The 25,079-nt window shown below is 63.2% G+C and carries 21 protein-coding genes; 13 read left to right on the plus strand and 8 right to left on the minus strand.

Translation table 11 applies throughout. From position 1 onward, the window contains the following. Nucleotides 1–8 precede the first annotated feature (8 nt). Together AC5XE7_RS10370 and AC5XE7_RS10375 are read right to left on the minus strand one after the other, a co-directional pair. On the minus strand, nt 9–671 hold the full coding sequence (locus tag AC5XE7_RS10370) for a DUF1007 family protein (RefSeq protein WP_495365958.1): 663 nt from the start codon (nt 669–671) through the stop codon (nt 9–11). Between the two features lie 93 nt (nt 672–764). Beyond that, nucleotides 765–1,664, minus strand: a complete 900-nt coding sequence (locus AC5XE7_RS10375) for a LysR family transcriptional regulator (protein WP_495365959.1) — start codon at nt 1,662–1,664, stop codon at nt 765–767. 579 nt (nt 1,665–2,243) lie between these two features. Between AC5XE7_RS10375 and odc2 the strand changes: the two genes are divergently transcribed. Together odc2 and AC5XE7_RS10385 are read left to right on the plus strand one after the other, a co-directional pair. Next, the gene (odc2, locus tag AC5XE7_RS10380) at nt 2,244–3,377 is read left to right on the plus strand and encodes an ornithine/lysine decarboxylase (protein WP_183831822.1); all 1,134 of its coding nucleotides are present in this window, start codon (nt 2,244–2,246) and stop codon (nt 3,375–3,377) included. A gap of 98 nt (nt 3,378–3,475) precedes the next feature. Next, entirely contained in the window at nt 3,476–4,078 is a 603-nt protein-coding gene (locus AC5XE7_RS10385) for a GNAT family N-acetyltransferase (protein WP_495365960.1), read from the plus strand. Nucleotides 4,079–4,295: 217 nt separating this feature from the next. Here the strand turns inward: AC5XE7_RS10385 and AC5XE7_RS10390 are convergent, their stop codons facing one another. Together AC5XE7_RS10390 and AC5XE7_RS10395 are read right to left on the minus strand one after the other, a co-directional pair. Continuing rightward, complete coding sequence (locus AC5XE7_RS10390) at nt 4,296–6,062, minus strand: peptidoglycan L,D-endopeptidase MepK (protein WP_495366051.1); 1,767 nt, start codon at nt 6,060–6,062, stop codon at nt 4,296–4,298. Between the two features lie 272 nt (nt 6,063–6,334). Continuing rightward, nucleotides 6,335–7,834 carry a sigma-54-dependent transcriptional regulator gene (locus AC5XE7_RS10395; protein WP_495365961.1) on the minus strand — a complete coding sequence of 500 codons (1,500 nt, stop codon included), beginning with the start codon at nt 7,832–7,834 and terminating at the stop codon, nt 6,335–6,337. Between the two features lie 150 nt (nt 7,835–7,984). On the opposite strand from AC5XE7_RS10395, the gene AC5XE7_RS10400 reads away from it, so the two are divergent. From AC5XE7_RS10400 to AC5XE7_RS10435, 8 genes are all read left to right on the plus strand, one after another. Then, complete coding sequence (locus tag AC5XE7_RS10400) at nt 7,985–9,829, plus strand: M3 family oligoendopeptidase (protein WP_495365962.1); 1,845 nt, start codon at nt 7,985–7,987, stop codon at nt 9,827–9,829. A gap of 13 nt (nt 9,830–9,842) precedes the next feature. Beyond that, the gene (locus tag AC5XE7_RS10405; RefSeq protein ID WP_495366052.1) at nt 9,843–10,994 is read left to right on the plus strand and encodes an aminodeoxychorismate synthase component I; all 1,152 of its coding nucleotides are present in this window, start codon (nt 9,843–9,845) and stop codon (nt 10,992–10,994) included. Further along, nucleotides 10,943–11,608: an aminotransferase class IV family protein gene (locus tag AC5XE7_RS10410; protein WP_495365963.1), complete on the plus strand. Its 666-nt coding sequence runs from the start codon at nt 10,943–10,945 to the stop codon at nt 11,606–11,608. The genes AC5XE7_RS10405 and AC5XE7_RS10410 overlap by 52 nt, the downstream gene beginning before the upstream one ends. Nucleotides 11,609–11,771: 163 nt before the next feature. Beyond that, nucleotides 11,772–13,220 (plus strand): homospermidine synthase, encoded by a 1,449-nt coding sequence (locus AC5XE7_RS10415; protein WP_495365964.1) that lies wholly within the window; start codon nt 11,772–11,774, stop codon nt 13,218–13,220. Nucleotides 13,221–13,303: 83 nt separating this feature from the next. Continuing rightward, nucleotides 13,304–13,681: an outer membrane lipoprotein Omp10 gene (omp10, locus tag AC5XE7_RS10420; RefSeq protein ID WP_495365965.1), complete on the plus strand. Its 378-nt coding sequence runs from the start codon at nt 13,304–13,306 to the stop codon at nt 13,679–13,681. Between the two features lie 120 nt (nt 13,682–13,801). Then, nucleotides 13,802–14,878, plus strand: a complete 1,077-nt coding sequence (hemH, locus tag AC5XE7_RS10425) for a ferrochelatase (RefSeq protein ID WP_495365966.1) — start codon at nt 13,802–13,804, stop codon at nt 14,876–14,878. A 132-nt stretch (nt 14,879–15,010) separates the two neighbouring features. Continuing rightward, complete coding sequence (locus AC5XE7_RS10430) at nt 15,011–15,961, plus strand: SPFH domain-containing protein (protein WP_183831831.1); 951 nt, start codon at nt 15,011–15,013, stop codon at nt 15,959–15,961. A gap of 22 nt (nt 15,962–15,983) precedes the next feature. Then, complete coding sequence (locus AC5XE7_RS10435; RefSeq protein ID WP_495365967.1) at nt 15,984–16,451, plus strand: NfeD family protein; 468 nt, start codon at nt 15,984–15,986, stop codon at nt 16,449–16,451. Between the two features lie 14 nt (nt 16,452–16,465). On the opposite strand, the gene AC5XE7_RS10440 is transcribed toward AC5XE7_RS10435, so the two are convergent. Both AC5XE7_RS10440 and AC5XE7_RS10445 read right to left on the minus strand, forming a co-directional pair. After that, a complete protein-coding gene (locus AC5XE7_RS10440; protein ID WP_495365968.1) occupies nt 16,466–16,921 on the minus strand; it encodes a DUF411 domain-containing protein in 456 nt (151 codons plus the stop codon). 137 nt (nt 16,922–17,058) lie between these two features. Continuing rightward, nucleotides 17,059–18,051: a KpsF/GutQ family sugar-phosphate isomerase gene (locus AC5XE7_RS10445; protein WP_183831834.1), complete on the minus strand. Its 993-nt coding sequence runs from the start codon at nt 18,049–18,051 to the stop codon at nt 17,059–17,061. Between the two features lie 207 nt (nt 18,052–18,258). Between AC5XE7_RS10445 and AC5XE7_RS10450 the strand changes: the two genes are divergently transcribed. Further along, entirely contained in the window at nt 18,259–19,776 is a 1,518-nt protein-coding gene (locus AC5XE7_RS10450) for an outer membrane beta-barrel protein (protein WP_495917752.1), read from the plus strand. Nucleotides 19,777–19,874: 98 nt separating this feature from the next. Here the strand turns inward: AC5XE7_RS10450 and galU are convergent, their stop codons facing one another. Further along, nucleotides 19,875–20,759: a UTP--glucose-1-phosphate uridylyltransferase GalU gene (gene galU, locus AC5XE7_RS10455; RefSeq protein ID WP_183831836.1), complete on the minus strand. Its 885-nt coding sequence runs from the start codon at nt 20,757–20,759 to the stop codon at nt 19,875–19,877. 218 nt (nt 20,760–20,977) lie between these two features. Between galU and AC5XE7_RS10460 the strand changes: the two genes are divergently transcribed. Both AC5XE7_RS10460 and AC5XE7_RS10465 read left to right on the plus strand, forming a co-directional pair. Next, nucleotides 20,978–22,204 (plus strand): lytic murein transglycosylase, encoded by a 1,227-nt coding sequence (locus AC5XE7_RS10460; protein WP_495365970.1) that lies wholly within the window; start codon nt 20,978–20,980, stop codon nt 22,202–22,204. Between the two features lie 128 nt (nt 22,205–22,332). Continuing rightward, a complete protein-coding gene (locus tag AC5XE7_RS10465; protein WP_495365971.1) occupies nt 22,333–23,547 on the plus strand; it encodes an SGNH/GDSL hydrolase family protein in 1,215 nt (404 codons plus the stop codon). 57 nt (nt 23,548–23,604) lie between these two features. On the opposite strand, the gene AC5XE7_RS10470 is transcribed toward AC5XE7_RS10465, so the two are convergent. Further along, complete coding sequence (locus AC5XE7_RS10470) at nt 23,605–25,059, minus strand: glutamate synthase subunit beta (protein ID WP_495365972.1); 1,455 nt, start codon at nt 25,057–25,059, stop codon at nt 23,605–23,607. Nucleotides 25,060–25,079: the final 20 nt, after the last annotated feature.

A 25,079-nucleotide genomic window follows, 5' to 3' on the forward strand; every position in this document is an offset into this window, starting at 1 on the left:
TACGGTCCTCACGCATGGCATTTGAGCTCCAGCTTGGTCGCGAAAATCCTGCTCATGTCGGTTCCTGCCGGATCGTTGAAAAACGCTTCGGTCAGGGTCTGCTGATTTTCCGCCAGAGCGGTGTCGGGATCGGGACGGATCACCGTGCGAACACAGGAGGAAGGCAGGCCTTCCACCGCCATGTTGGCGTCGTCGATAAAATCGATGGCTGTATAGAAAGTCGGATCGTAAACGCCGAGGCGAATATCTCCGGTGAGCTGGATTGGTGTCTCAGGCTCTGATTCGAACAGGATGATGAGCTGGTTGTTCTCGAAATTGGCCATGATGCCGGGTGGCGGCTTCATCTTCACATCCTTGCCGTTCACCGTGACCATCTGGAAATAGTTGAAGTCGGCAAGCGAGGCATGGATGGTATTAGCTACCTGCTCGAGCTCGTCGGCATCAAGCTTGAGATCGGCATTGGCATCGAACTCCATCAGAACGGTGGAGGAAAACAGGTCGTCGAAGCGCCACAGATGGCGCAGCGCCTTCACCGTCTGGTGATCGGGACCAAGTACCACGTCGAGCCGCGCTTCGGCGAACACATGCGGATGCACGCTTGCGGGAACCGTACATGCAAGCAGGGCTGCAATCGCGGCCCCGGCCTTCAGCACTGTGCGTTTGAAGGACATATGAAGGTTCGTGTTCCCTGTCTTGCTGCGTGCCCGAGGATTATCACAAAGCGGGCGAAAATGGGACAATCGCACGAAACCATGACAGATGTGTCATGGCGCCGCGCGGGTTTTGAACCAGTCGGCGAGATAATCCACGAAAACACGCACCTTGGCCGGCAGATAGCGTCGGTGCGGATAGACCGCGAAAATGCCGCCGCCTTCCAGGATCCGGTCTTCCAGAACCGGCACCAGCCGGCCGGCGGCGATCTCCGGTTCGGCGATGAAATCCGGCAGGCCGGCGAAGCCGAGGCCGGAAACGGCGGCCGCGCGCGCGGCGATCGGGCTGTTGACCTCAATGGGGCCGGCCACGGACACGCTGATCGTCTCGCCGCCCTCGCCCTTGAAGGGCCAGTTCGACAGCCACCTTCCATTGGTGTCGACGATGCAGGGCATGCCGGCGAGATCCTGCGGCCTGGCGGGCCTGCCATGCGCGGCCAGCAGCTCCGGCGAACCGCAGATCATCACCCTGAACGGCGCCAGCTTGCGGGCGATCAGCGACGAGCTCTCCAGCCGCGAGATGCGGATGGCGAGGTCGAAGCCCTCTTCGACCAGATCGACGAAGCGGTCGTCGAGCCTGATCTCCAGCACGATGTCGGGATGGGCCTTGGCGAAATCGACCAGCGACTGACCGATGGGCGCGTCGGCAAGGGTACGCGGCGCCGACAGTTTGATTCGCCCGCGCACGTCGCCGGATGATTCGCGCACCGAATCAGCAAGGCTGTCGATCTCACGGACGATCTCGGAAGCGCGCCGGTAATAGGTGTGGCCGGCCTCGGTGAGGGAGAACTGGCGCGTGGTGCGGTTGAGCAAAAGCGCGCCCAGCTCGTCCTCAAGTTCGCGCACATATTTGGAAAGCAGGGCCTTCGACCGCCCTATCTTGCGTGCGGCGGCCGAAAAACCCTCGGCCTCCACCACATCTATGAATGCGCGCATGCGTGTCAGCGTGTCCATGAGGCTTCCTTCCGCCGGATAACAGGCGCAGCCATCGTCTCCAAAAGTGAAACGATGATGGCAGGATTGTTCGATGCCGGAATTTTTTCAAGGCACTCAAAGATTTGAGTTGATTGTGACATGCGCTGTTCCTATATCGCGCTTGCCCAAAGTCGCACGTGCCTGTGGGCGTCCCCCGGTTCCTCGAATGGCGAGGACAATCGGGACGGTACCCGGGAAATAACGAGCCCGGTCGATCAAGTGGCCAACCACATGATCGAGGACGCCTTGAAGCAACGACGGTGCGGGCCTTTCTGGTGTCTGCCGATCGTCCATAGATCGGGGTTACTGAAGAGGCACACCTTCATTGCCGGCAGTGCGGTTGGGAACTCCCATCCAAGCCAAGGCAGACAAAGCGAGCCGGAGCCGGGCAAGGCTTCAGCTCACCGCCGCGGAAAGGCGTTTCGGGGTTCCGGTGTCTCCACCGGCCGGCTCCCCGCAAATTCTCTTCCGCCTTTGTCCACCGCGTTCATGCGAGGCTGCGTGCCCGCTCGACGCAGCCTTTGTGCGCGCCTTGTCCGGCGCGATGGAGAAGACCCCATGGCCACTCAGCGTATCCTCGATTTCCTCGCCACCCGCCGCCCGAGCGGTCCCTGCCTCGTCGTCGATCTCGACGTCGTGCAGGAGAACTATCGCGCGTTCGAGAAGGCGCTTCCGCAGTCGCGCATCTTCTATGCGGTGAAGGCTAACCCTGCGCCCGAGATCCTGCGCCTGCTCGCATCGATGGGCTCGTCCTTCGATACCGCCTCGGTCGCCGAGATCGAGATGGCGCTCGATGCCGGCGCCACGCCCGACCGCATCAGCTTCGGTAACACCATCAAGAAGGAGCGCGACATTGCCCGCGCCCATGAGCTGGGCATTCAGCTCTATGCGGTGGATTGCGTCGAAGAGGTGGAGAAGATCGCGCGCGCCGCTCCCGGCGCCCGGGTGTTCTGCCGCGTTCTGACCGACGGCGAAGGGGCTGAATGGCCGCTGTCGCGCAAGTTCGGCTGCGCTCCGGCGATGGCCGTCGACGTGCTGCGCCATGCCGCAGCGCTCGGCCTCGACGCATATGGCGTGTCGTTCCATGTCGGCTCGCAGCAGACGGACCTCACCTCGTGGGACCGCGCGCTGGCTGACGCCGCCAACGTGTTCGGCAAGCTGGCGGCTGAAGGCATCGTGCTCAAACTCGTCAACATGGGCGGCGGTTTCCCGACCCGTTACCTGACCGACGTTCCCGCCGCTCAGGCCTATGGACAGGCGATCTTCGATGCGCTGTCGAAGCATTTCGGCAACCGCATTCCCGAGACGATCATCGAGCCGGGCCGCGGCATGGTCGGCAATGCCGGCGTCATCAAGTCGGAAGTCGTCCTGATCTCGAAGAAGGCCGACAACGACAATGTGCGCTGGGTCTATCTCGACATCGGCAAGTTCGGCGGTCTGGCCGAGACCATGGACGAGTCCATCCGCTACCCGATCGTCACCCCGCGTGACGGCGATGCGATGGAACCGTGCGTGCTGGCCGGGCCGACCTGCGATTCGGCCGACGTGATGTACGAGAAGAAGCCCTATCCCCTGCCCCTGTCGCTGACCATCGGCGACGAGGTGCTGATCGAGGGCACGGGCGCCTACACGACCACCTATTCGGCGGTCGCCTTCAACGGCTTCGAGCCCCTCCGATCCTACGTGATCTGACGGGCTCCGGGCTCGTCAGATCATCCGTGCGCCGGTGAAATTGTCTCCGGCGCGCGGGTTCGCTCGTGGAAAAACTCCGCCTGTGAAGGATCGCGGATATGAACAGCCTCGCCATCGCCTCTGCTGATTTCAACATCTTCGGAACTGCCGGTGCAGTTCATGACCTGCCGGCTTTCGCCATCGAAGCCGAACGTCCGGCCGACAAGGCTGCGCGCGAGGCTCTGCTCGACCGCGCCATGGGACCGGGACGCAAGCGCAAGTCCTCCGAGGCGCTGCGCCGCGGCCGCCTGCCGGCAGAGGGTCTCGCGCTGGTCGCCCGCTCGGCCGATGGCGCGGTTCTCGGAACCGTGCGCCTGTGGAACGTCACCCTCGGCGCCGGCGGCCGGCCGGCCCTGCTGCTTGGCCCGCTCGCTGTGGAACCGTCCGTGAAAAGCGCCGGCATCGGCTCCGCCCTCATGCGGCAGGCGATCGCCGAGGCGCGCGATCTCGGCCATGGCGCGATCCTGCTGGTCGGCGACGAGCCCTATTATGGCCGCTTCGGCTTTTCGGCTGAGCGCACGGGGGAGCTGGCGATGCCCGGCCCCTATGAGCGTCACCGCCTGCTGGCGGTCGAACTCAAGCAGGACGCGCTGGATGGCGCCTGCGGCACCATCACCGCATCCGGCCGCCGGAAGCGGAACGAACGTACGCGCGCCGCCTGATTTTCATACGAAAAAGGCCACCCCGTTCCGGGGTGGCCTTTTTTATTGTCCTCGCGCCGATCTCTTTAAAGACCGACCCCGACCCATCCGTCGGGAATTCAGTTCACCCGCATTTGCAGGGTGCCTTGCCTGCTTTACGGTCCCAACCGTCACCGGCCGCCAGAGTATTTTGCAGCCAGATAGAAACATCTGGTGTCGCATTAATGCGGCAGAAACCTCAGTTGACCTTGGTTTCGAACTTCGCCACCGACAGGAAGTTCACGGCCGTTCCGGTGAACTGATTGGCTTTCCCCATCTCGTTACGGGCCTGGAAACCGGTGGTGTAGACCTCGGTCGGCGCCGTGCGCACCAGATTATAGGCATAGCGCGGCGCGGTCGTGGCGTTGGCGGCCTTTTCCACATGCTCGCCGGAATTGAGCGCCCAGCGGGCAAGTTTCGGCTCTGCGGAAACAACCACAGCCTTAGGTTCCGGCTTCGCTACATCGGGCGTCGGGCGGGCAGCCTTGCGGGTGGTCTTGACCGAGCCGCCGATCGCGCCAGCCGGATCGGCCGGCATTGCGATGGCTGCCGAGCGTGGAGAGGCTGCAGGTGCAGCATCAACACCGGCGGGATCGACAAAAGCCGAGCGCGGCGTCGGCACGGCCGCCACCTGATATTCGGCAAGATCCTCCGTCTTCTTTTCCGCTTCAGCCAGCAATGCCTTGACCTCGTCATTCGGGCGGGCGGTCGGCACGGCGGCAACCACGGCGTCCGAAGCGGGAAGAGCTTCATCGACTTCCAGCGCTGCAAGTGCGGTCAGGTTCTGCGAAGCCGTGCTTTCACGCGGCCGGAAACTCGGCACCGGCACACTTTCATTCGCGGCGACCTGCGGCGGCGGCTCGGCGCTGGCCTGAGCGAACGGAACATTCGCCGGTGGCACAGCCGCCGTCTGGATCGGGTTGACGTCGGCAACGCCGAACGGAACCTGATCCGGCGTCTGAACGCCAACCTCTGCCCTGGGTCGCGGCGCGGCGCCCGGAACAGGAATGCTCCTGACAGGCAGTGCGGCGATGATCGTCTCAGGCGTTTCCTGCACCGGTTCGTCCGCGAGCTGTGGAATTTCGGCACGATTGGCCCGATCAGGCGAGATCACGGCAATGCCGGGCAATGGCTCTGCCGGCTGCTTTGCCTGCGCGGAAGCGGGCGCCGAGGCAACCGGCTTCTTCGGCGCAGGCGCTGCCGCAACGGCCACGCTGTTATCCTCGTCCTCATCAGCTCCGCCACCGCGGAACAGGGCTGCCAGCAGGCCTCCGGACTTGCCCGACTTGCCCGATGTGGTGGGGCCGGCCAGAGCGATTGCCGGCGCACCGGCCGCATTTCGCGACTTGTAGGCAGCCAGAGCCTGCTCATAGCCCGGCAGCGGCTTGCCGTCGCTCGGGACATGCAGCGTCTTGCCGTCGGGGAACACGCTCGCCAGCTCCTTGCGGCTGATGCCCGGCCAGTGACGGACATTACCGACGTCCATGTGAACGAAGGGTGATCCCGATGTCGGATAATAGCCGACGCCGCCGCCCTGCATCTTGAGGCCGATGTCGCGCAGCTTCTTCAACGGCACGCCGGGAATGAAGAAGTCCATCGCCTTGCCAAGCATGTGCTGGCTTTTCTGGGCAACGCCCTTCGAGCGGCCACGCAGCATGTTGTTGGTCGCGGGCGAGCGGTAGGCGCTGACGACATGGATATATTCGCGCGATCCGGTGGCCCTGTAAGCCTCCCAGACAAGATCCATCAGGCGAGGATCCATCTTTGTGGGCTCGTTGCGGCGCCAGTCACGCAGAAAAACGTTGAGTTTCTTCAGGCCATCCTGATCGTAGCGTCCATTGCGCTTGAACACGATCTCCGCCTTCTCCTTGGTGTGGAGATTGTGGAGCTTCAGCGTCCTCACCTCCGCATGCGCGGCTGTAGAAGAAACTGAATAGAGACCGAAAGCGCATACCGCCGCAACCACCCATCTGGTGAGGGTTCCGCAGGAATGCCGACCGTTGATGTGTCGCTCGCTTCTGTTCAAATCAAAAGGCCTTGCAGGCTGCCGTTTGTCCCCGGATTTGAGCAAACGGATATGGATTAACCAAATCCGAATATCAATCCTAATGGTTAATGGTCCCTTATTGAAGACCAAATGCGGTGACAGCGTGGCAACCGCACGGCCAAAAACGCACATGGCCGCGCATGGTAAACAAGCCATTTATAATGCGTTAACAAAGAGCTAACGTGACAGGCTTACGCCGTCTCGACCCGCACGGCACGCCCGGTTTCCGGGTCGATGCCATATTCCCTGAGCTTGCGATAAAGGGTCGAGCGGCCGATACCCAGCCTGCGTGCCACCTCGCTCATGCGGCCGTTGTAGTGTTCGATCGCAAAACGAATCATTTCAAGCTCGACCACCGAGAGCGCGCGCACATGGCCGCGCGCGTCCAGCATGGGAAGAAGGCCCGGCCGCAATTCCGCTTCCGAAGGCTGCGCAGGGGCCTCAGCCGGTGCTTCATCCGGGCTTGGACCGGGCGGTTCCCCGCCAGTTCCGCGCTCCCGGTCAAGGTCGATCGTCCCTTCCACCTGTGCGCGGATCTGCGGGAATTCCTCTTCCGTCAGCACATCCCCTTCGCAGAGCACAGAGGCGCGGAAAACAGCGTTTTCAAGCTGCCTGATATTTCCCGGCCAGTCATAGGCCTCAAGCAGCGAGAGAGCACGATCGGATATGCTGCGCGGGGGATGGTCGACGACCACCTGCTTAATGAAATGCTTCACCAGCAGCGGAATGTCTTCCCGGCGCTCGCGCAGCGGCGGCACCAGAATTGGAAAAACGTTCAGCCTGTAGAACAGGTCTTCGCGGAATTTGCCGTCCCGCACCTGCTGGATCAGGTCGCGGTGCGTGGCCGAGATCAGCCTGATGTCGACCTTCACCGTCTGGCGACCGCCGACCGGATCGACCTCGCCCTCCTGCACCGCTCGCAACAGCTTCACCTGCGCATCGAGAGGCAGGTCGCCCACCTCGTCCAGGAACAGCGTGCCCTCATGCGCCTCGACGAATTTGCCGGTATGGCGATCCGCGGCGCCGGTGAAAGCGCCCTTCTCATGGCCGAACAGGATGCTTTCGACGAGATTTTCGGGGATGGCGCCGCAATTGACGGTGACGAAAGGTTTCGTGCGGCGGTCGCTGCTGCCCTGTATGGCGCGTGCCACCATCTCCTTGCCGACGCCGGATTCGCCCTCGATCATGATCGGAATGCGCGAGGCTGCGGCCTTCTGGCCGAGCCGCAGCACGCGTTCCATTGCCGGGCTGCGGGTCAGCAAATCCGTGAAGGTGAGTATGCCGGCGGCACAGCGCGCCACCCGTCGCGTCTCTCCTTCGGCCGCACCGACCTTCAGCGCACCGGTGATGGCCGACTGGATTCTCTCCGGCGATGCCGGCTTGACGACAAAGTCGAAAGCGCCATGGCGCATGGCCTGCACGACCGTTTCAATGCCACCCTGCGCCGTCTGGACGATGACCGGCACGCGGATATCGCGCTCGCGCATGGCCCTGAGCACGCCGATCCCATCCAGCCCCGGCATCGACAGGTCGAGGATCGCGACCGAAATGTCGCCTCCCCCGTCGAGAGCCCGAAGGCCGGCCTCTCCGCCATCGGCAACCACGGCCTTATGGCCGAATTTCGAGACCGCCGCCTCCAGCAGCCTGCGCTGGACCGGATCGTCGTCGACTATGAGCACGGAACCTGACATGAACGCCCGAACAGCCCGCCTTTGATTTTCCCCTATGGATCAACGTGGCACAGGGTTCTAAATAAGGTTTCAAGAAAGCCGGTGAATGAATTGTTTCGCCGCCGGCCAAACGGCCGCTGTACTATAGAACTTCAGATCGAAAGGTTTCCCATGCCAAGTTTCCCGGAAAGACAGTTTGCCGCGTCCTCCGCCACGCAGGCGAAGGCGGATCTCGGCGACCTGCCGGTGTGGAACCTTTCCGATCTCTATGTCAGCCACGACGCACCGGAACTGAAGCGCGATCTGGAAAAGGCGGCGTCCGATGCCATCGCCTTCGAAACCCGCTGGAAAGGCAGTCTCGCGGCAGAAGCCGAACGCGGCAGCGAGGGCGGGCTGGGCGCAGCCATGCGCGAATATGAAGCGCTGGACGAGCTGGCCGGCCGCATCGGCTCCTATGCAGGTCTGCTCTACACCGGCGACACGGCCGATCCGGTTCGCGCCAAGTTCTACGGCGACGTGCAGCAGAAGCTGACCGATGCCGGCTCCCATCTTCTGTTCTTCGGTCTGGAACTGAACAAGATCGACGATGCGCTGATTGAAAAAGCGCTGTCGGAAGATGCAGGCTTCGGCCACTACCGGCCATGGATTGAGGATCTGCGCAAGGAAAAGCCCTATCAGCTCGAAGATCGCGTCGAGCAGCTTTTCCATGAAAAATCCGTCACCGGGCGCGGCGCGTGGAACCGCCTGTTCGACGAGACCATGACCGGCCTGCGCTTCCAGATCGACGGTGAGGAACTGACACTGGAGCCCACGCTGAACCGCCTGCAGGATGCGGATGGGGAAGTGCGCCGCAAGGCTTCCGAAGCGCTTGCCGCCACTTTCTCGAAGAACATCCGCACCTTCAGCCTGATCACCAACACGCTGGCCAAGGACAAGGAAATCTCCGACCGCTGGCGCGGTTTCGAGGACATCGCCGATTCCCGCCACCTCGCCAATCGCGTCGAGCGCGAGGTGGTGGACGCGCTGGCGTCATCGGTGCGCGAGGCTTATCCGCGCCTGTCTCACCGCTATTATGCCATGAAGGCCCGCTGGCTTGGCATGGAAACGATGAACCACTGGGACCGCAACGCGCCCCTGCCCGAAACACCGCAGGCGACAATCGGCTGGAACGACGCCAGGAGCACCGTTCTCGACGCCTATAACGGCTTTTCGCCGAAGATGGCCGACATTGCCCGCCAGTTCTTCGATCTGAACTGGATCGACGCGCCGACCCGCCCCGGCAAGTCGCCGGGCGCCTTCGCGCATCCGACGGTGCCATCCGTCCACCCCTATGTGCTGCTCAACTACATGGGTAAGCCGCGCGACGTGATGACGCTGGCCCACGAACTGGGTCACGGCGTACATCAGGTGCTGGCCGGCGCGCAGGGCGCGCTCATGGCCTCCACCCCGCTGACACTAGCCGAAACCGCCTCTGTCTTCGGCGAGATGCTGACCTTCCGTTCGCTGCTTGAGCGCACGACCGACAAGCGCGAGCGCAAGGCGATGCTGGCCCAGAAGGTGGAGGACATGATCAACACCGTCGTGCGTCAGATCGCCTTCTACGAGTTCGAGCGCAAGGTGCACACAGAGCGCCGCAACGGCGAACTGACGTCTGAACAGCTTGGACAGTTCTGGATGGAGGTGCAGGCCGAAAGCCTCGGCCCGGCGATCAGGCTCGGCGAAGGCTATGAGACCTTCTGGGCCTATATCCCGCACTTCATCCACTCGCCCTTCTATGTCTACGCCTATGCGTTCGGCGACTGCCTGGTGAACTCGCTCTACGCCGTCTACCAGAACGCCGAAAGCGGCTTTCAGGAGAAGTATTTCGACATGCTGCGCGCCGGCGGCACGAAGCACCATTCCGAACTCCTGAAGCCATTCGGGCTCGACGCCACCGATCCCGGCTTCTGGCAGGGCGGGCTCGGTGTTATTTCCGCGCTGATCGACGAGCTTGAAGCTCTGGACAGCGCTGCCTGAGAACGGGTGCAAGGTGCCGGACACGTCCTTCATTCTGTTCCGCGACGATCCCGCGCGCAGCGAAAAGCTGTTTTCGCGGCCTTCCGAGATCGTAGCTCCCTTTGCCGCCGATGAATTCGAGCCCGCATGGGAGCGGCTGCAGGCAGCTCACGAGGCCGGGAAATGGCTGGCCGGCTATTTTTCCTACGAGGCCGGATACCTGCTGGAGCCCAAGCTTGTGCCGCGCCTGCCCGATGGCAGGCGTGCGCCCCTGCTGTGCATCGGTGTTTTCGATGGGCCGCTGGAGCGGCAGGCACCTGAGCCGGCACGGCCGGCCACCAACGGCCCCATTCATGATGCGCAGGCACGCTGGTCCTTCGCCGATTACGAGAAACGGTTTTCGCGCCTGCACCGGCATCTTCGCGAGGGTGACTGCTATCAGGGCAATCTGACCTTCCCGGTCGACGCGCAATGGACCGGCGATCCGCTGGCCGCGTTCGATGCGCTGACCGAGCGCCAGCCCGTGCGCTACGGCGCCTTGTCAAATCTCGGCGCGGGTCCCATCGTGCTGTCGCGCTCGCCCGAGCTGTTCTTCGAGATCGACGGGGAAAGCTGGATCGAGACCCATCCGATGAAAGGCACCGCGCCACGCGGAGCCACGCCGGAAGAAGACGAGCGGCTGAAGGAATTCCTGCGCAACGACGAGAAGAACCAGGCCGAAAACCGGATGATCGTCGACCTTTTGCGCAACGACATTTCCCTCATCAGCGAAGTAGGCTCGCTCGATGTGCCGGAACTGTTCCGCATCGAAAGCTATCCCACGGTCCACCAGATGGTGAGCCGGGTACGGGCCAGACTTTTGCCGGACCTTTCGCTGCGCAGCATTTTTGCGGCCCTTTTTCCCTGCGGCTCTATCACCGGCGCGCCGAAGATCAGGGCGATGGAAGTGCTGCGGGACCTCGAAACCAGTCCGCGCGGCGTCTATTGTGGCGCCATCGGCTGGATCGCGCCCGGCGGCGCCATGCGCTTTTCGGTCGCCATCCGCACCATCTCGCTCTACCCCCAGGGCGAGGCCGTCTACAATGTCGGCGGCGGCGTGGTGTATGATTCCACGGCTGAGGAGGAGTACCGCGAATGCCTGCTGAAGGCCCGCTTCGCGACCGGAACGGTCCCGGCTTCGAGCTGATCGAGACGCTGCGCCGGGAGCCCGAAGCAGGCTTCCTGCGGCTCGACCGGCATCTGGCGCGGCTTGCCGCCTCGGCCCTCGAACTCGGTTTTTCCTGCGACGCGGACAAGGCCGTTCAGGCACTGGAGAACGCCTCTGCCGGGGCAACAACGGCGCTGCGCATGCGATTGCTGCTCAGCCATGACGGCACGGTCACGGCCACCGCCCAGCCTTTTCAGCCTTTGCCGGAAGGCACGGCCTGGCGCCTGCGGCTGGCGCGGACGCGCCTGTCCTCGAACGACCCGCTGCTGTGCCACAAGACGACGCGGCGCACGCTCTATGAAAGCGCCCGTGCGGAATATCCCTTATCTGAAGTGGACGAAGTGCTTTTGATGAACGAACACGATGAGGTCTGCGAAGGCACCATCACCAGCCTGTTCGTCGATTTCGGCGATGGAGTTCTCGTCACGCCCCGCTTGCGTTGCGGCCTGCTTGCCGGCGTGTTGCGCGGTGAACTCATCGATCAGGGGCGCGCCGTGGAAGGCGTGATCCCGGCCTCATCGCTTCGATCGGCAAGTGCGGTCTATGTGGGCAATGCGCTGCGTGGCCTGATCCCCGCGACGTTTCTTCCCTGAAGAAAGACGGCTATCGCTTCACCATATATCGAGATTTAGCGGCCTGATCGGGCCGCAACTGTCGAACGCGCCGCCTTTCACTGGTATGTGACAAAGATCTGTGATTGTTGCGCCGTCCTGCGGCAAGCCTGCCGAACGCGATCCAACAGGGAGCATGCGAAGAATGGCAAACTCGAAATGGCCGGTTTACGGCGAGATTACCGGCCCGCTCGTCATGATCGGCTTCGGCTCCATCGGTCGCGGCACGCTGCCGCTGATCGAGCGCCATTTCAGCTTCGACAAATCGCGCCTGACGGTGATCGATCCGCGCGACACCAACCGCAAGCTTCTTGACGATCGCGGTATCGCCTTCGTTCAGGAGGCCGTGACACAGGACAATTTCAAAGAACTGCTCACCCCGCTGCTCACGGCCGGCGAAGGTCAGGGCTTTTGCGTGAACCTGTCCGTCGATACCGGTTCCGTCGATCTCATGCGCCTTTGCCGCGAACTGGGCGTTCTCTATGTCGACACGGTCATCGAGCCATGGCTCGGCTTCTATTTCGACGAGAAGGCGGACAACGCCTCGCGCACCAACTATGCGCTGCGCGAAACCTTGCTGAAGGAAAAGCGCAAGCGGCCGGGCGGCACCACCGCGGTTTCCACCTGCGGCGCCAATCCCGGCATGGTTTCGTGGCTGGTCAAGCAGGCGCTGGTCAATCTTGCCGGGGATCTCGGCCTCGATGCCAACGAGCCACCCGCACCGGGCGACCGCGAAGGCTGGGCGAAGCTCATGTGCGATGCCGGCGTGAAGGGCATCCACATCGCCGAGCGCGACACGCAGCGCGCGAAGAAGCCGAAACCGCTGGATACGTTCTGGAACACGTGGTCGGTCGAGGGTTTCATCGCCGAGGGGTTGCAGCCGGCCGAACTCGGCTGGGGCACGCACGAAAAATGGATGCCGAAGAATGCCCGCGGCCACAAGAAAGGCTGTGGGGCGGGTATCTATCTGGATCAGCCCGGCGCCACCACCCGGGTGCGGAGCTGGTGCCCTACCCCCGGGCCGCAATATGGCTTCCTCGTCACCCATAACGAAGCCATCTCGATCGCGGATTTCTTCACGCTCCACGGCAAGAAGGGCAAGGTCCACTACCGGCCGACCTGCAACTACGCCTATCACCCGTGCAACGATGCGGTGCTGTCGCTGCACGAAATGTTCGGCGCCGCCGGAAAGCCGCAGGCCACCCAGCATGTGCTGGAAGAAAAGGAGCTGCTCGACGGCGTCGACGAACTGGGCGTGCTGCTCTACGGTCACGACAGGAACGCATACTGGTATGGTTCGCAGCTTTCGCTCGCCGAAGCGCGCAAGCTGGCGCCCTATCAGAATGCCACCGGCCTTCAGGTCAGCTCCGCCGTCCTTGCCGGCATGGTCTGGGCACTGGAAAACCCGCAAGCCGGCATCGTCGAGGCCGACGAGATGGATTTCAGACGCTGCCTTGAGATCCAGTCGCCCTATCTCGGGCCTGTGAACGGTTACTATACCGACTGGACGCCGCTCGAGAACCGCCCCGGCATGTTCCCCGAAAGCATCGACGCCAAAGATCCGTGGCAGTTCCGCAACATATTGGTGAGATAGGCTTGTGCCCTTCCCGGTTGCCCTGCTTGCAATCGAGCCTAAATCGCGCGATTGAACAGAAGCGGATCGAGGAGATGCCCAGGATGAACATTGCCCGTAAAGTTGCAAACGCAGGCCTGATCATGTTGACGGCCGGTGCGCTGGCCTCGTGTACGACGACCCCACCGCCTCCTGGCGGACCGGTCGCGGCGCGCAACGGTGTCGACGGCTCGTGGATCGATGCGCAGGGCACCGGTCTTTCCACCTTCTCGAGAGGCGCGTTCCAGACGGTCGCCACCGACACGGGCCAGAAGCTGTCCGACGGCAGCTACCGCATGACCGGCCCGAATTCGGTCGAGATCAGCGGCACCTCGCTGATCCGCCAGTCGCCCATCAGCTTCAACTGCCTGATGGTATCGACCAGCCAGCTCAACTGCACCAGCGCCACAGGCCAGAATTTCGTCCTGACGCGCCGCGCCTGAGCCTCCTGATCCCGAGCAGACATGCGGCGTATCGTCCGCCGCATGCGGGTGCGGCCAGACGCTGCATTGCATCCTCGCAAGACAGCGCTAGGTTCTGCGGCTCGTGGAGAAAGCGAGCGCATGACACAGATCGATCAGACAGAAGCCGCTGCCGTCAAATCGCCGGCGGCCCAGCCCGGCCAGCCTGTTTCCCGGCAGGTTCCGGTCCGCACCGCCAAGGTCGGCGTGATGCTGCTCAATCTCGGCACGCCCGACGGCACCGAATTCAAGCCGATGTGGCGCTATCTGCGGGAATTCCTGTCCGATCCGCGCATCGTCGAGCTGAACAAGCTGATCTGGTATCCGATCCTGTATGGCATCGTGCTGACGGTGCGTCCGAAGAAATCCGGCGAGAACTACGCGCGCATCTGGAACCGCGAGCGCAACGAATCGCCCCTGCACACCTTCACCCGCTCGCAGAGCGAGAAACTGTCGGTTTCCCTGCGCGATCTGGCCAACGTCACCGTCGACTGGGCCATGCGATACGGCAACCCGTCGACCGGCAGCGTGGCGAAGAAGCTGGTGGAGCGCGGCTGCGACCGCATTGTCTCCTTCCCGCTTTATCCGCAATATTCGGCCACCACCACCGCCACCGCCAACGACCAGCTCTTCCGCGCATTCATGAAGATGCGCCGCGCACCCGCCGTTCGCAGCATACCGCCTTATTACGACGAGCCGGTTTACATCGAAGCCCTCGCCACCTCGATCCGGAAACATCTGGCCACACTCGATTTCGAGCCGGAGGTGATCCTCGCCTCCTACCACGGCATTCCGAAAGCCTTTTCCGACAAGGGCGACCCCTACCGGCGCCATTGCCTGGAAACCACACGCCTGCTGCGCGAGAAGCTGGGCTGGGGCGAAGACAAGCTCATGACCACCTTCCAGTCGCGCTTCGGCGCGCAGGAATGGCTGCAACCCTACACAGACGCCACGGTCGAGAAACTGGCAAAGGATGGGATAAAGCGCATCGCCGTCCTCAATCCCGGCTTCGTATCGGACTGCATCGAGACCCTCGATGAGATCGGCCGCGAGGTTTGCGAGGAATTCATTCATGCCGGCGGCGAGAAGTTCAGCCATATTCCGTGCCTGAACGACAGCCCCGAAGGCATGGCCGTCATCGAGACTCTGGTGCGCCGCGAACTGGCCGGCTGGGCCTGATCCCAGCCTTATCCTGCTTTCCGGACACCGAACCTGTGTGAAGCCGCTGTTTTTGCAGCAGGCGGTTTCCACTTCGGCCGGCAATGCTCTAAATGTCTTTCGACAGCAAATGCTTTCGAGAGGTAACGGGCGATGCTCGCAGGGTTCGATATTGTCATAGTGGTGCTGGCGGTGGTTGTGCTGCTGGTGCTGTTCGCGGGCATCAAGACGGTGCCGCAGGGCTTCAACTTCACCGTCGAGCGCTTCGGGCGCTATACGCGCACCCTCTCCCCGGGCCTCAACCTGATCGTTCCCTTCGTAGACCGCGTCGGCGCGAAGATGAACATGATGGAGCAGGTGCTCGATGTTCCGACGCAGGAGATCATCACCCGCGACAACGCCATCGTCGCCGTGGACGGCGTCGCCTTCTACCAGGTGCTGAACGCCCCGCAGGCCGCCTATCAGGTGGCGGGCCTGCAAAACGCCATCCTCAACCTGACCATGACCAACATTCGTACCGTCATGGGCTCGATGGACCTCGACGAACTGCTCTCCAACCGCGACACCATCAACGAGCGCCTTCTGCGCGTGGTGGACGAGGCAGCCCATCCATGGGGCATCAAGGTCACGCGCGTCGAGATCAAGGACATCAACCCGCCCGCCAATCTGGTGGACTCCATGGCCCGCCAGATGATGGCCGAACGCGACAAGCGCGCCCAGATCCTGACCGCCGAAGGTCTCAAGCAATCGCAGATTCTCGAAGCAGAGGGCCGGCGCGAAGCCGCCTTCCGTGACGCCGAAGCGCGTGAGCGCGCGGCAGAGGCGGAAGCCCGCGCCACGCAGGTGGTTTCCGAAGCCATTTCCAAGGGCGACCTGCAGGCGTTGAACTATTTCGTCGCCCAGAAATACACTGAAGCGCTGGCGAAAATCGGTTCGGCCACCAACTCCAAGGTGGTGCTGATGCCGATGGAAGCCTCGGCCCTGATCGGCACGCTGGGCGGCATCGGCGAGATCACCAAAGAAGTGTTCGGCAATGGCGGCAGCTCGGCCGGCGCACGCCAGTCCGGTGCACGCCCGCCGGTGGTTCGGTCCACCGACTCGTGAGATCCAGCAACAGGCGGAAGCCATGATCGCGCCCATCATCTCAGAACTCGGCCCGTGGAACTGGGTCGTTCTCGGCCTCGTTCTGCTCGGCCTCGAAATCTTCGCGCCGGGCGTCTACCTGCTGTGGATCGGCATTGCCGCGCTCATCGTCGGTGCCGCGTCGCTTGCCTTGTGGGAAGCAGGCTTCTGGGGCTGGCAGGTGCAGGTTCTGCTTTTCCTCATCCTGTCGCTGGCATCGGCCTATTTCGGCAAGAAATTCGTCGTGTCACGTCAGGGCGACACCGACCAGCCTCTGCTGAACCGTCGCAGCGAGCAGATGATCGGACGCACCGCCACGCTGGCCGAGCCGATCCGCGACGGGCGCGGCCGCATCCAGCTCGGCGACACCCTGTGGCGTGTCTGCGGACCCGACCTGCCGGCCGGCACGCGCGTGCGCGTCATTGCCGCGGCTGATACCGATCTCGAACTGACGGTGGAAAAGGCCGAATAGAAGCTCCTCGCCCGTCAGTAACGGGCGAAGCTGCGCGCACCCTCGGCACCGAAGATGAGCACGTCATAGGCGTCCGGCGTTCCGCCGGTTTCCATGCCGGGCGAACCGACCGGCATCCCCGGCACCGCGAGACCGATGGCGGACGGCCGCTCGGCAAGCAGGCGGCGAATTTCGCGCGCCGGCACATGACCCTCGATGACGTAGCCGTCGATGACCGCCGTGTGGCAGGATTGCACAGAGGCGGGAACACCGAGCGCGGTCTTGAGAGGATCGAGGTCCTCGACCAGCCGGTCGCGCACGGTAAAGCCCTCGGCCCTCATATGGTCGATCCATGCTCCGCAGCAATTGCAGGAAGGCGAGCGCGCCACTTCAACCACCTGTTGCGCGGCAAATACGCGCCCGCCGCCGAGCGCCAGCCCGATCCCGAATCCGGCCAGAGCCAGAACAGTGCGACGGCTTAATCCCTTCATGCAGGCATCCCTTCTCAGCAGGTTCTGACCCCCGCCGCAATCATTGGCGCAGACCTTCCTGCCACCTTCCAGCGCTGGAAGGTCAAGACCCTTTTTAAAAGGCCCGTTTTAAAAGGAATGTCCGGCAGCCTGACGGATCAGGCAGCGCCAACGCGCAGCAGATCGTGGAAATGCAGGATGCCGACAGGCCGGCCTTCCTCGGCCACCACCAGCGCGCTGATCGAATGCTGGTTGAGCAGAGCCACCGCCGAGCCGGCGAACATATCCGGCTCAATGGTCTTCGGCGAACGCGTCATCACATCGTCGACGGTCGTGCGGGTCAGATCACGATGCAGATTGCGGGCGAGGTCACCGTCGGTGATGATGCCCACCAGCTTGCCGGCATCATCCACCACGCACACGCAACCCACGCGTTTCTGCGCGAGCATCGCGATGGCTTCAGGCATTCCCGTGCCCGGCCTGACCACGGGAATCTGATCCCCGACGCGCATGATTTCCGAAACCCGCGTCAGATTCGCGCCAAGCTGCCCGCCCGGATGAAAGGTGCGGAAGTGTTCCGGCGTGAAGCCCCGCGCCTCCAGAAGCGCGATAGCCAGCGCATCGCCAAGCACGAGTTGCAGCAGGGTAGAGGTGGTCGGCGCCAGCCCATGCGGGCAGGCTTCCGCAACACGCGGCAAAAGCAGAACCACGTCCGACGCCCGCGCCAAAGCCGATTCCGCACCGGAAGTAATGGCGATCATAGGAATGGAGAAACGGCGCGAATAGGCGATGATGCCCTTCAATTCCGCCGTCTCGCCCGACCATGACAGCGCAATGATCGCGTCGTTGGGGGCGATCATACCAAGGTCGCCATGATTGGCCTCGGAAGGATGCACGAAGAAAGCCGGCGTGCCCGTCGAGGCAAGCGTGGCCGCGATCTTGGAACCGATATGCCCGCTCTTGCCCACGCCGGTGACGATGACCCGGCCCTTTATGGCCGAAATCGTGTCGACGGCCTGCCGGAAAGGCCCGGCCAGTCCGTTCTGCAGGGCATCGGTCAGAGCAAGCAATCCCGCCTGCCCGGTCGCGACGGTGCGGAGTGCGGATTCCACGGTCGGGTGCCGCAGATCGGAAGCGCTGGTATCGGTCATGGGCGTGCGCTTAGCGCTTCATACGCTTCATGTCCAATAATTTGCTCCTGACGACCTCATGCGAACCTCCATTCAACCCTCCGTTAACCATCACCGTTTACGGTTCGGTAAGCATGGCGCGCCCGCGCCTTTGAGGTGGTGATGCCGCGTTTGAACTCCAGATTCGGAACCGTTCAGCGTGCCGGGAAACTCGGCGCGCTGTTTCTGATGACGAGTTTTCTGATACCTGTCGCGCCATCGTCGGCTCAGGATATGGAGTTGCGCGGAACCTCCGCTTCACCCAGGCAGCAGGAGCGTCAGCGGGGCATTCCGGCACCCGCCTACCGGCCTGCCACCTCCGGCGCAGGCTCCGAATCCCCACCAGACGCGAACATCGCGCCGGGCGTCGACCCGCTGGTCGATGCGGCACTCGATGCGCCTCCCGAACCCGCGCCCACCCGTCGCCGCGCGGCAGCGGTGACAGAAGAGCGCGAGGAAGGACAGGCTCCAAACCCGCGCACAGGTGCCGTCAATCCGGAAGAGATTTCGCGAACCAACATGCGTGAGGAACGCACCGGAGCCATAGAACGCGGAACCGGCAGCTTCGATGACGATCCGTTTGCGGCACCCGGCATCAGAATGGGCAGCTTTATGCTGCGCCCCTCATTCGAACAAGGCCTGACTGCGACATCGAACGCCAGCGGCAGTGCGGGCGGCGGCTCTGCCGTGCTTTCCGACACGACGCTGCGCATCGGCGCCGTATCCGACTGGAACAGGCATTCAGCCGACATCACAGGCTACACGACCTGGCGCAAATCCGTTTCCGGCGAGCATCTGGACGAGGTACGGGGCCGGATCGATGCCACGCTCAATCTTGATCTCGACCGGGATTGGCGCGCCATTGCACGGCTCGGCTATGAAAGCTCGCCAGAATCCGCCTCGTCGCCGGTCGCCATCACCGGCACGGCCTCGCAGCCGACGCGCCACAGGATCGACGGCAGCGTCGGTGTGGAGAAGTCTCTCGGCAAATTGCGCCTCGGCCTTACCGGCGAAGTTCAGCGCGACCTCTACGAGGACGCGAAGCTCTCATCGGTTGGAACGCTTTCGCAGAAACATCGCGATTCGACGCTTTACACGGCAAGGCTGCGCACGGGTTACGAGATTTCGCCCGCACTTACCCCGTTCGTGCAGATCGAAGGCGGGCGGCGCATTTATGACGAGCGTGTCGATCCGGGCACCTATCGCCGCTCCGCCGACCGTATCGGCGCCAGCATCGGCACGGAATTCGACCTCGGCGAGAAGCTGGGCGGCGAAATAGCCGCCGGCTGGCTGCGCGAAAGCTTCGACGACGATCGCCTCCGTGCCCTTTCGGCAGCCGCGCTTGATGCGACGCTCAGATGGTCGCCGCAGCGCGGCACCAATATCGGACTGCGCGGCACGACAACACTTGAGGGCAGCACGACGCCGGGCGAAAGCGGGTCGGTGCTCTACGCGCTCCGTCTGACCGGCGATCGCCAGATCCGCGCCAACCTGACAGCCAATGCCGCACTTGGCATCGACTGGCGCGACTACAGCGGATCGGATCAGCGCGATCTCATCTACAGCGCCCAAGCCGGCCTGACATGGTGGATGAACCGCTATATGGGCCTGACCGTGCGCGCCCGTCACGAGACGCTGGACAGCAATATCATGGGCCGGGATTCCAAAACCAACAGTGTCTATCTGGGCATCACCGCAAGACGCTGAGACCGGTCGTCAGACCGAAACCGCATCTGAACCGAAGCCTCAAAAAACGAAACGGGCGGTTCACTGCCGCCCGCCGTTAAGTCACATGCGGTTGCCGATCACGCAGGTTTGATCTCGTCGAGCAGCGAGCGGATCGAGCCGGCCATCGAAGCGCTCAGGTCACTGCGCCACAGGGCGAAAGCCACATTGGCCTCGACAAATCCTTCAGGCGAGCCGCAATCATAGGTGCGCCCTTCGTAGCGATAGCCATAGAAGGGCTGTTCCTTGCCCAGACGCAGCATGGCGTCAGTGAGCTGGATTTCGTTGCCCGCGCCCTTCTCCTGCCCTTCCAGAATGCTGAAGATTTCCGGCTGCAGAATATAGCGACCATTGATGTAGAGGTTGGAAGGTGCGGTGCCCGGAGCCGGCTTTTCCACCATCTCGGTGATGCGGAACCCCGAATGGGCCGCTTCTCCCCGCCCGACGATGCCATATTTATGGGCCTCGGCCGGATCGCATTCCTGCACGGCCACGATGTTGGAGCCGGTGTTTTCGTAAAGCTCGACCATGGAGGCGAGGCAGCTCTTGCGCGACTGCATGATCATGTCCGGCAAAAGCAGGGCAAACGGCTCGTTTCCGACCAGTTCGCGCGCGCACCATACCGCATGGCCAAGCCCGAGCGGCACCTGCTGGCGGGTGAAGCTGGTCTGGCCCGGTGCTGGCTGCAACTGCTGCAGGCGCTCCAGCACCTCGGTTTTTCCGCGCTGTTCCAGCGTGTCGTAGAGCTCGAACTGAATATCGAAATGGTCCTCGATCACCGCCTTGTTGCGTCCGGTGACAAAGATAAAATGCTCGATGCCCGCTTCGCGCGCTTCATCGACAACATATTGAATGACAGGCCGGTCCACCACCGTCAGCATTTCCTTCGGAATGGCCTTCGTGGCCGGAAGGAAGCGCGTGCCCAGTCCCGCGACCGGGAAGACTGCCTTTCTTACTTTCTTCATAATCTCAGCGTCTCACTCTCTTTTTTGCCGCCACCGTACGGAACATTCGCATGGCGAAATTGAGGAATACTGAACAGCCGGAATCTGACAGCTTCCGGCGGTTACGTGGAGTAAACAGCCTGCCCTCATTTTCGTTCCTCTGTCAGGCCTATGGTAAACTAAATCCTAACCCAATTCCTGCAATGGATTGGCTTTCCGGCATATCTCAGGAGAACCAGATGTCCGATCGAAAAGCACGCCCCTTCCTGCGCGCCCTGACCGTGGCAGGTCTGTCGCTCGCCCTCATGCTTCCGGCAGGCTCAGCCTTTGCCGATGCCGGCTTCCGCCAGTGGGTGGCAAGCTTCCGCACCACGGCGACGCAGAACGGCGTCTCCGGCGCCACCTTCGACCGCGCCTTCCGGGGCATTACCGAGATAGATCCCGTGGTTCTGGAGAAAGCCCGCTTCCAGCCGGAATTCGTGGCACCCACCTGGGACTATTTCGACAATCGCGTTCACGACGAATCCGTCGCCACCGGCCGCCAGATGGCACGCCAGTGGAAGCCATGGCTCGACCGCATCGAAAAGCGCTTCGGCGTCGACCGCCACATTCTGCTCGCCATCTGGTCGATGGAATCGAACTATGGCGAAATCCTCAAGCGCGACGACGTGATGCGCTCCGTCGTGCGTTCGCTGGCCACGCTCGGCTATGCCGACAAGCGGCGGGCGAAGTTCGCGCGCACCCAGCTGATCGCCGCGCTGAAGATCCTGCAAAGCGGCGACATCGACGAGAGCCACCTCACCGGTTCGTGGGCCGGCGCCATGGGCCACACCCAGTTCATCCCCACCAGCTATCAGGCCTATGCGGTCGACATGGACGGCAACGGCAAGCGCGACATCTGGAGCTCCGTTCCCGACGCGCTCGGCACCGCCGCCAACCTGCTCGCCAAGAACGGCTGGCAGAGCGGCCGCACATGGGGGTACGAGGTGGTGCTGCCGCCGGGCCGCAAGTTCCCCAGCGGTTCGATGTCGCTCGACAAATGGGCCTCGATCGGCGTGAAGCGCGCCAACGGCAAACCTTTCGTCAGCGGTTCGGATCAGGCGGAACTGAAGGTTCTCGACGGCCGTCAGGGACCGGCCTTCCTCGTCATCAAGAACTTCTCGGTGATCAAGCGCTACAACAATGCCGACAAATACGCGCTGGCGGTCGGCCTGCTCGCCGACGAGATCGCTGGCTATGGCGGGATGGTGCAGGACTGGAACCGGCCTTTCACGAAGCTGAGCTTCGTCGAGCGGCAGGAACTGCAGCAGCGCCTGTCGCAGTATGGCTACTATACGGGCAAGTTCGATGGTAAGATCGGATCCGGCTCGCGGTCCGCGATCATGACCTATCAGGCCAAGATCGGCATGCAGCAGGATGGCCATCCGAGCATGGAAGTGTTGTCGCGGCTGCGGCGCAACCAGTAAGGGTCGCGAGCAGCCATACGGGAACCGGCGGCTGCCGAAAACGGCGGCATGAGCGCGGTTCCCGTATAAGTCTTCAGGCTCGGAGAGGGGTCGCCTTGGCTTTGCCATTGTCTCAGCGGATCGGAAAAATGGCAAAGCCTGCCCTGCTGGCGGGCTTTGCCGTTCTGGTTGTGGGCGCCGGCGCCTCATTGCAGTCTTCACCCGCCTACGGGCAGGATCTGCAGCTGCGGCCGTGGCTGCGCAACCTGTTCTCGCCGCGGCGCGCCGAGCGGGTCGAAGAACCTCCCTCCGCCGTGCCACAGAAGCAGCAGCCGAGAACCCAGGCTCCTGCCGCCAGGAAGAATGTGGTGCGCGCCAGGCCGGCAGAGCCCGCCCCGCCGCCCGCTCCGGTGGTGGAAAAGGCATCCGACGCGCGCGTCGTGCTCGTGGTGGGCGACTTTCTGGCCAGCGGGCTGGCCGATGGGCTGACAACCGTCTTCGCAGAGAACCCGGCCGTGCGCGTGGTGGACCGCTCCAACGGCTCGTCCGGTTTCGTGCGTGACGACTATTACAACTGGCCGGGCGAAATCGGGCCCATACTGGAAACCGAGAAGCCGGCCGTCGTTCTGGTGATGATGGGGTCCAACGACCGCCAGCAGATGAAGGTCGGCGATGGCCGCGAAGCGCCGCGCACGGAAGGCTGGACACAGGAATACAAGCAGCGGACCGTGAATTTCGGCAAGCACATCACTGAGGCGAAGCTGCCCTTCCTGTGGGTGGGCATGCCTTCCTTCCGGCCGGGCACGATGACTTCAGACATGCTTGCCCTCAACGAGATCTACCGCGATGCGGCCGAGAGCGCCGGCGGGGAATTCGTCGACATATGGGAAGGCTTCGTCGACGAAAACGGCGCCTTCATCACCAGAGGCCCCGACATCAACGGCCAGCCCGTGACCCTGCGCGCCGAGGACGGCATCAACATGACGCGGGCCGGCAAGCGCAAGGTTGCCTTCTACACCGAAAAGCCGCTGCTGAAGCTGCTCGGGCTGGCTTCTCCGAATGCCACGACGGCAGATCCGGTGCTTCCGGCCCCGATCCCCGGCTCGCCGGACAGCCCGCAGATGCCGGTCAACATCGACCGCACGCCGCCGATGCTGCTGAGCGACCCGGCCCTGGACGGCGGCACGGAACTGCTCGGCGCATCCCTGCCGACCAAAGACGCCCCTGCAAAAAAAGAGCAGGATACACGTGAGGCCGGCAAGGTCTCTCCTGGCCGGGCCGACGATTTCACATGGCCGCCGCAGCGCACGACCGCGACGACCTCGCCGCAGGAGACGACCGGTTCCGTCACGCGCAGGAACTGATGCCTTTCCGGCAAAGGTGTCGGCGGCCTTCCTTTCGCAATTGCCCTTCGATCGCCGTCACCGCGGCAGCAGCGACACCCCCATCAGCGCCTCGTCGATGGCGCACGCGGCCTGCCGGCCTTCGCGGATCGCCCACACCACCAGCGACTGACCCCGCCGTGCATCGCCGGCAGCGAACAGGCGGTCCATGCTGGTGCGATAGTCGCGGTCGCTGGCGGCGATGTTGGTCGAACGCCGGTTGTCGGTTATCGTCGTCATGCGGCCGTCCAGCTCCGTCAGCACGCCCTTCCGGAACGGTCCGGCAAAGCCGATGGCGATGAAGGCGAGATCGGCGCGGATGACGAATTCCTTGCCCGCGATGGGCTTGCGCTTCTCGTCCACCTCGCAGCACTTGACGCCGACAAGCCTGCCGTCCTCGCCGATGAATTCCAGCGTCGCCACCTGAAATTCGCGATTTGCGCCTTCCGCCTGGCTTGAGGAGGTGCGCATCTTGGTGGCCCAGTAGGGCCAGACCGAAAGCTTGTCCTCCTTCTCGGGCGGCTGCGGCCGGATGTCGAGCTGGGTGACGCGCACGGCTCCCTGCCGGAAGGCAGTGCCGACGCAGTCGGAGGCGGTGTCGCCGCCGCCGACCACCACGACATGCTGGCCGTTGGCGAGGATTTCGGGGGCCGCCCATGCCACCGACTGGATGTCTTCTCCGCCGACGCGGCGGTTCTGCTGCACCAGATAGGGCATGGCGTCGTGCACGCCTTCCAGATCGGCGCCGGGAATGCCGGCAGCGCGCGGCGTTTCGGAGCCGCCGCAGTAAAGCACCGCGTCATACTCCGCCAGCAGGCTGTCCACGCTCCTGTCGACGCCGATATTGACACCGCAGAAGAAGGTCACGCCTTCGCCCTGCATCTGCTCGATGCGCCGGTCGATGAAATGCTTCTCGATCTTGAAGTCGGGAATGCCGTAGCGCATCAGCCCGCCGGGGCGGCTCTCGCGCTCATAGACATGCACCTCGTGGCCGGCCCGGCCAAGCTGCTGGGCGGCGGCCATTCCGGCCGGGCCGGAACCGATGATGGCGACCCGCCTGCCGGTCTTCATCAGCGGCGGATAGGGCCGGATGTAACCGATCTCATAGGCTTTGTCGGCCAGCGCCTGCTCTACCGTCTTGATGGCGACCGGAATGTCCTCGAGGTTCAGCGTGCAGGCTTCCTCGCAGGGCGCGGGGCAGATGCGGCCGGTGAACTCGGGAAAATTGTTGGTAGAGTGCAGGTTGCGGATCGCCGTCTCCCACTCGCCGTTGTAGACGAGATCGTTCCAGTCGGGGATCTGGTTGTGCACCGGGCAGCCGGTCGGCCCATGGCAGAACGGAATGCCGCAATCCATGCAGCGCGCCGCCTGCTTTTCCACCTCGCTGTCCGACAGGGGCAGCGTGAACTCGCGAAAATGACGTATGCGATCGGATGCAGGCTGATACTTGTGAACCTGCCGGTCGATCTCCAGAAAACCAGTTACCTTGCCCATTATGCTTCCTTGACCTTTGC

It is taken from the genome of Aquamicrobium sp. YD-1-mutant5, from assembly GCF_059509755.1.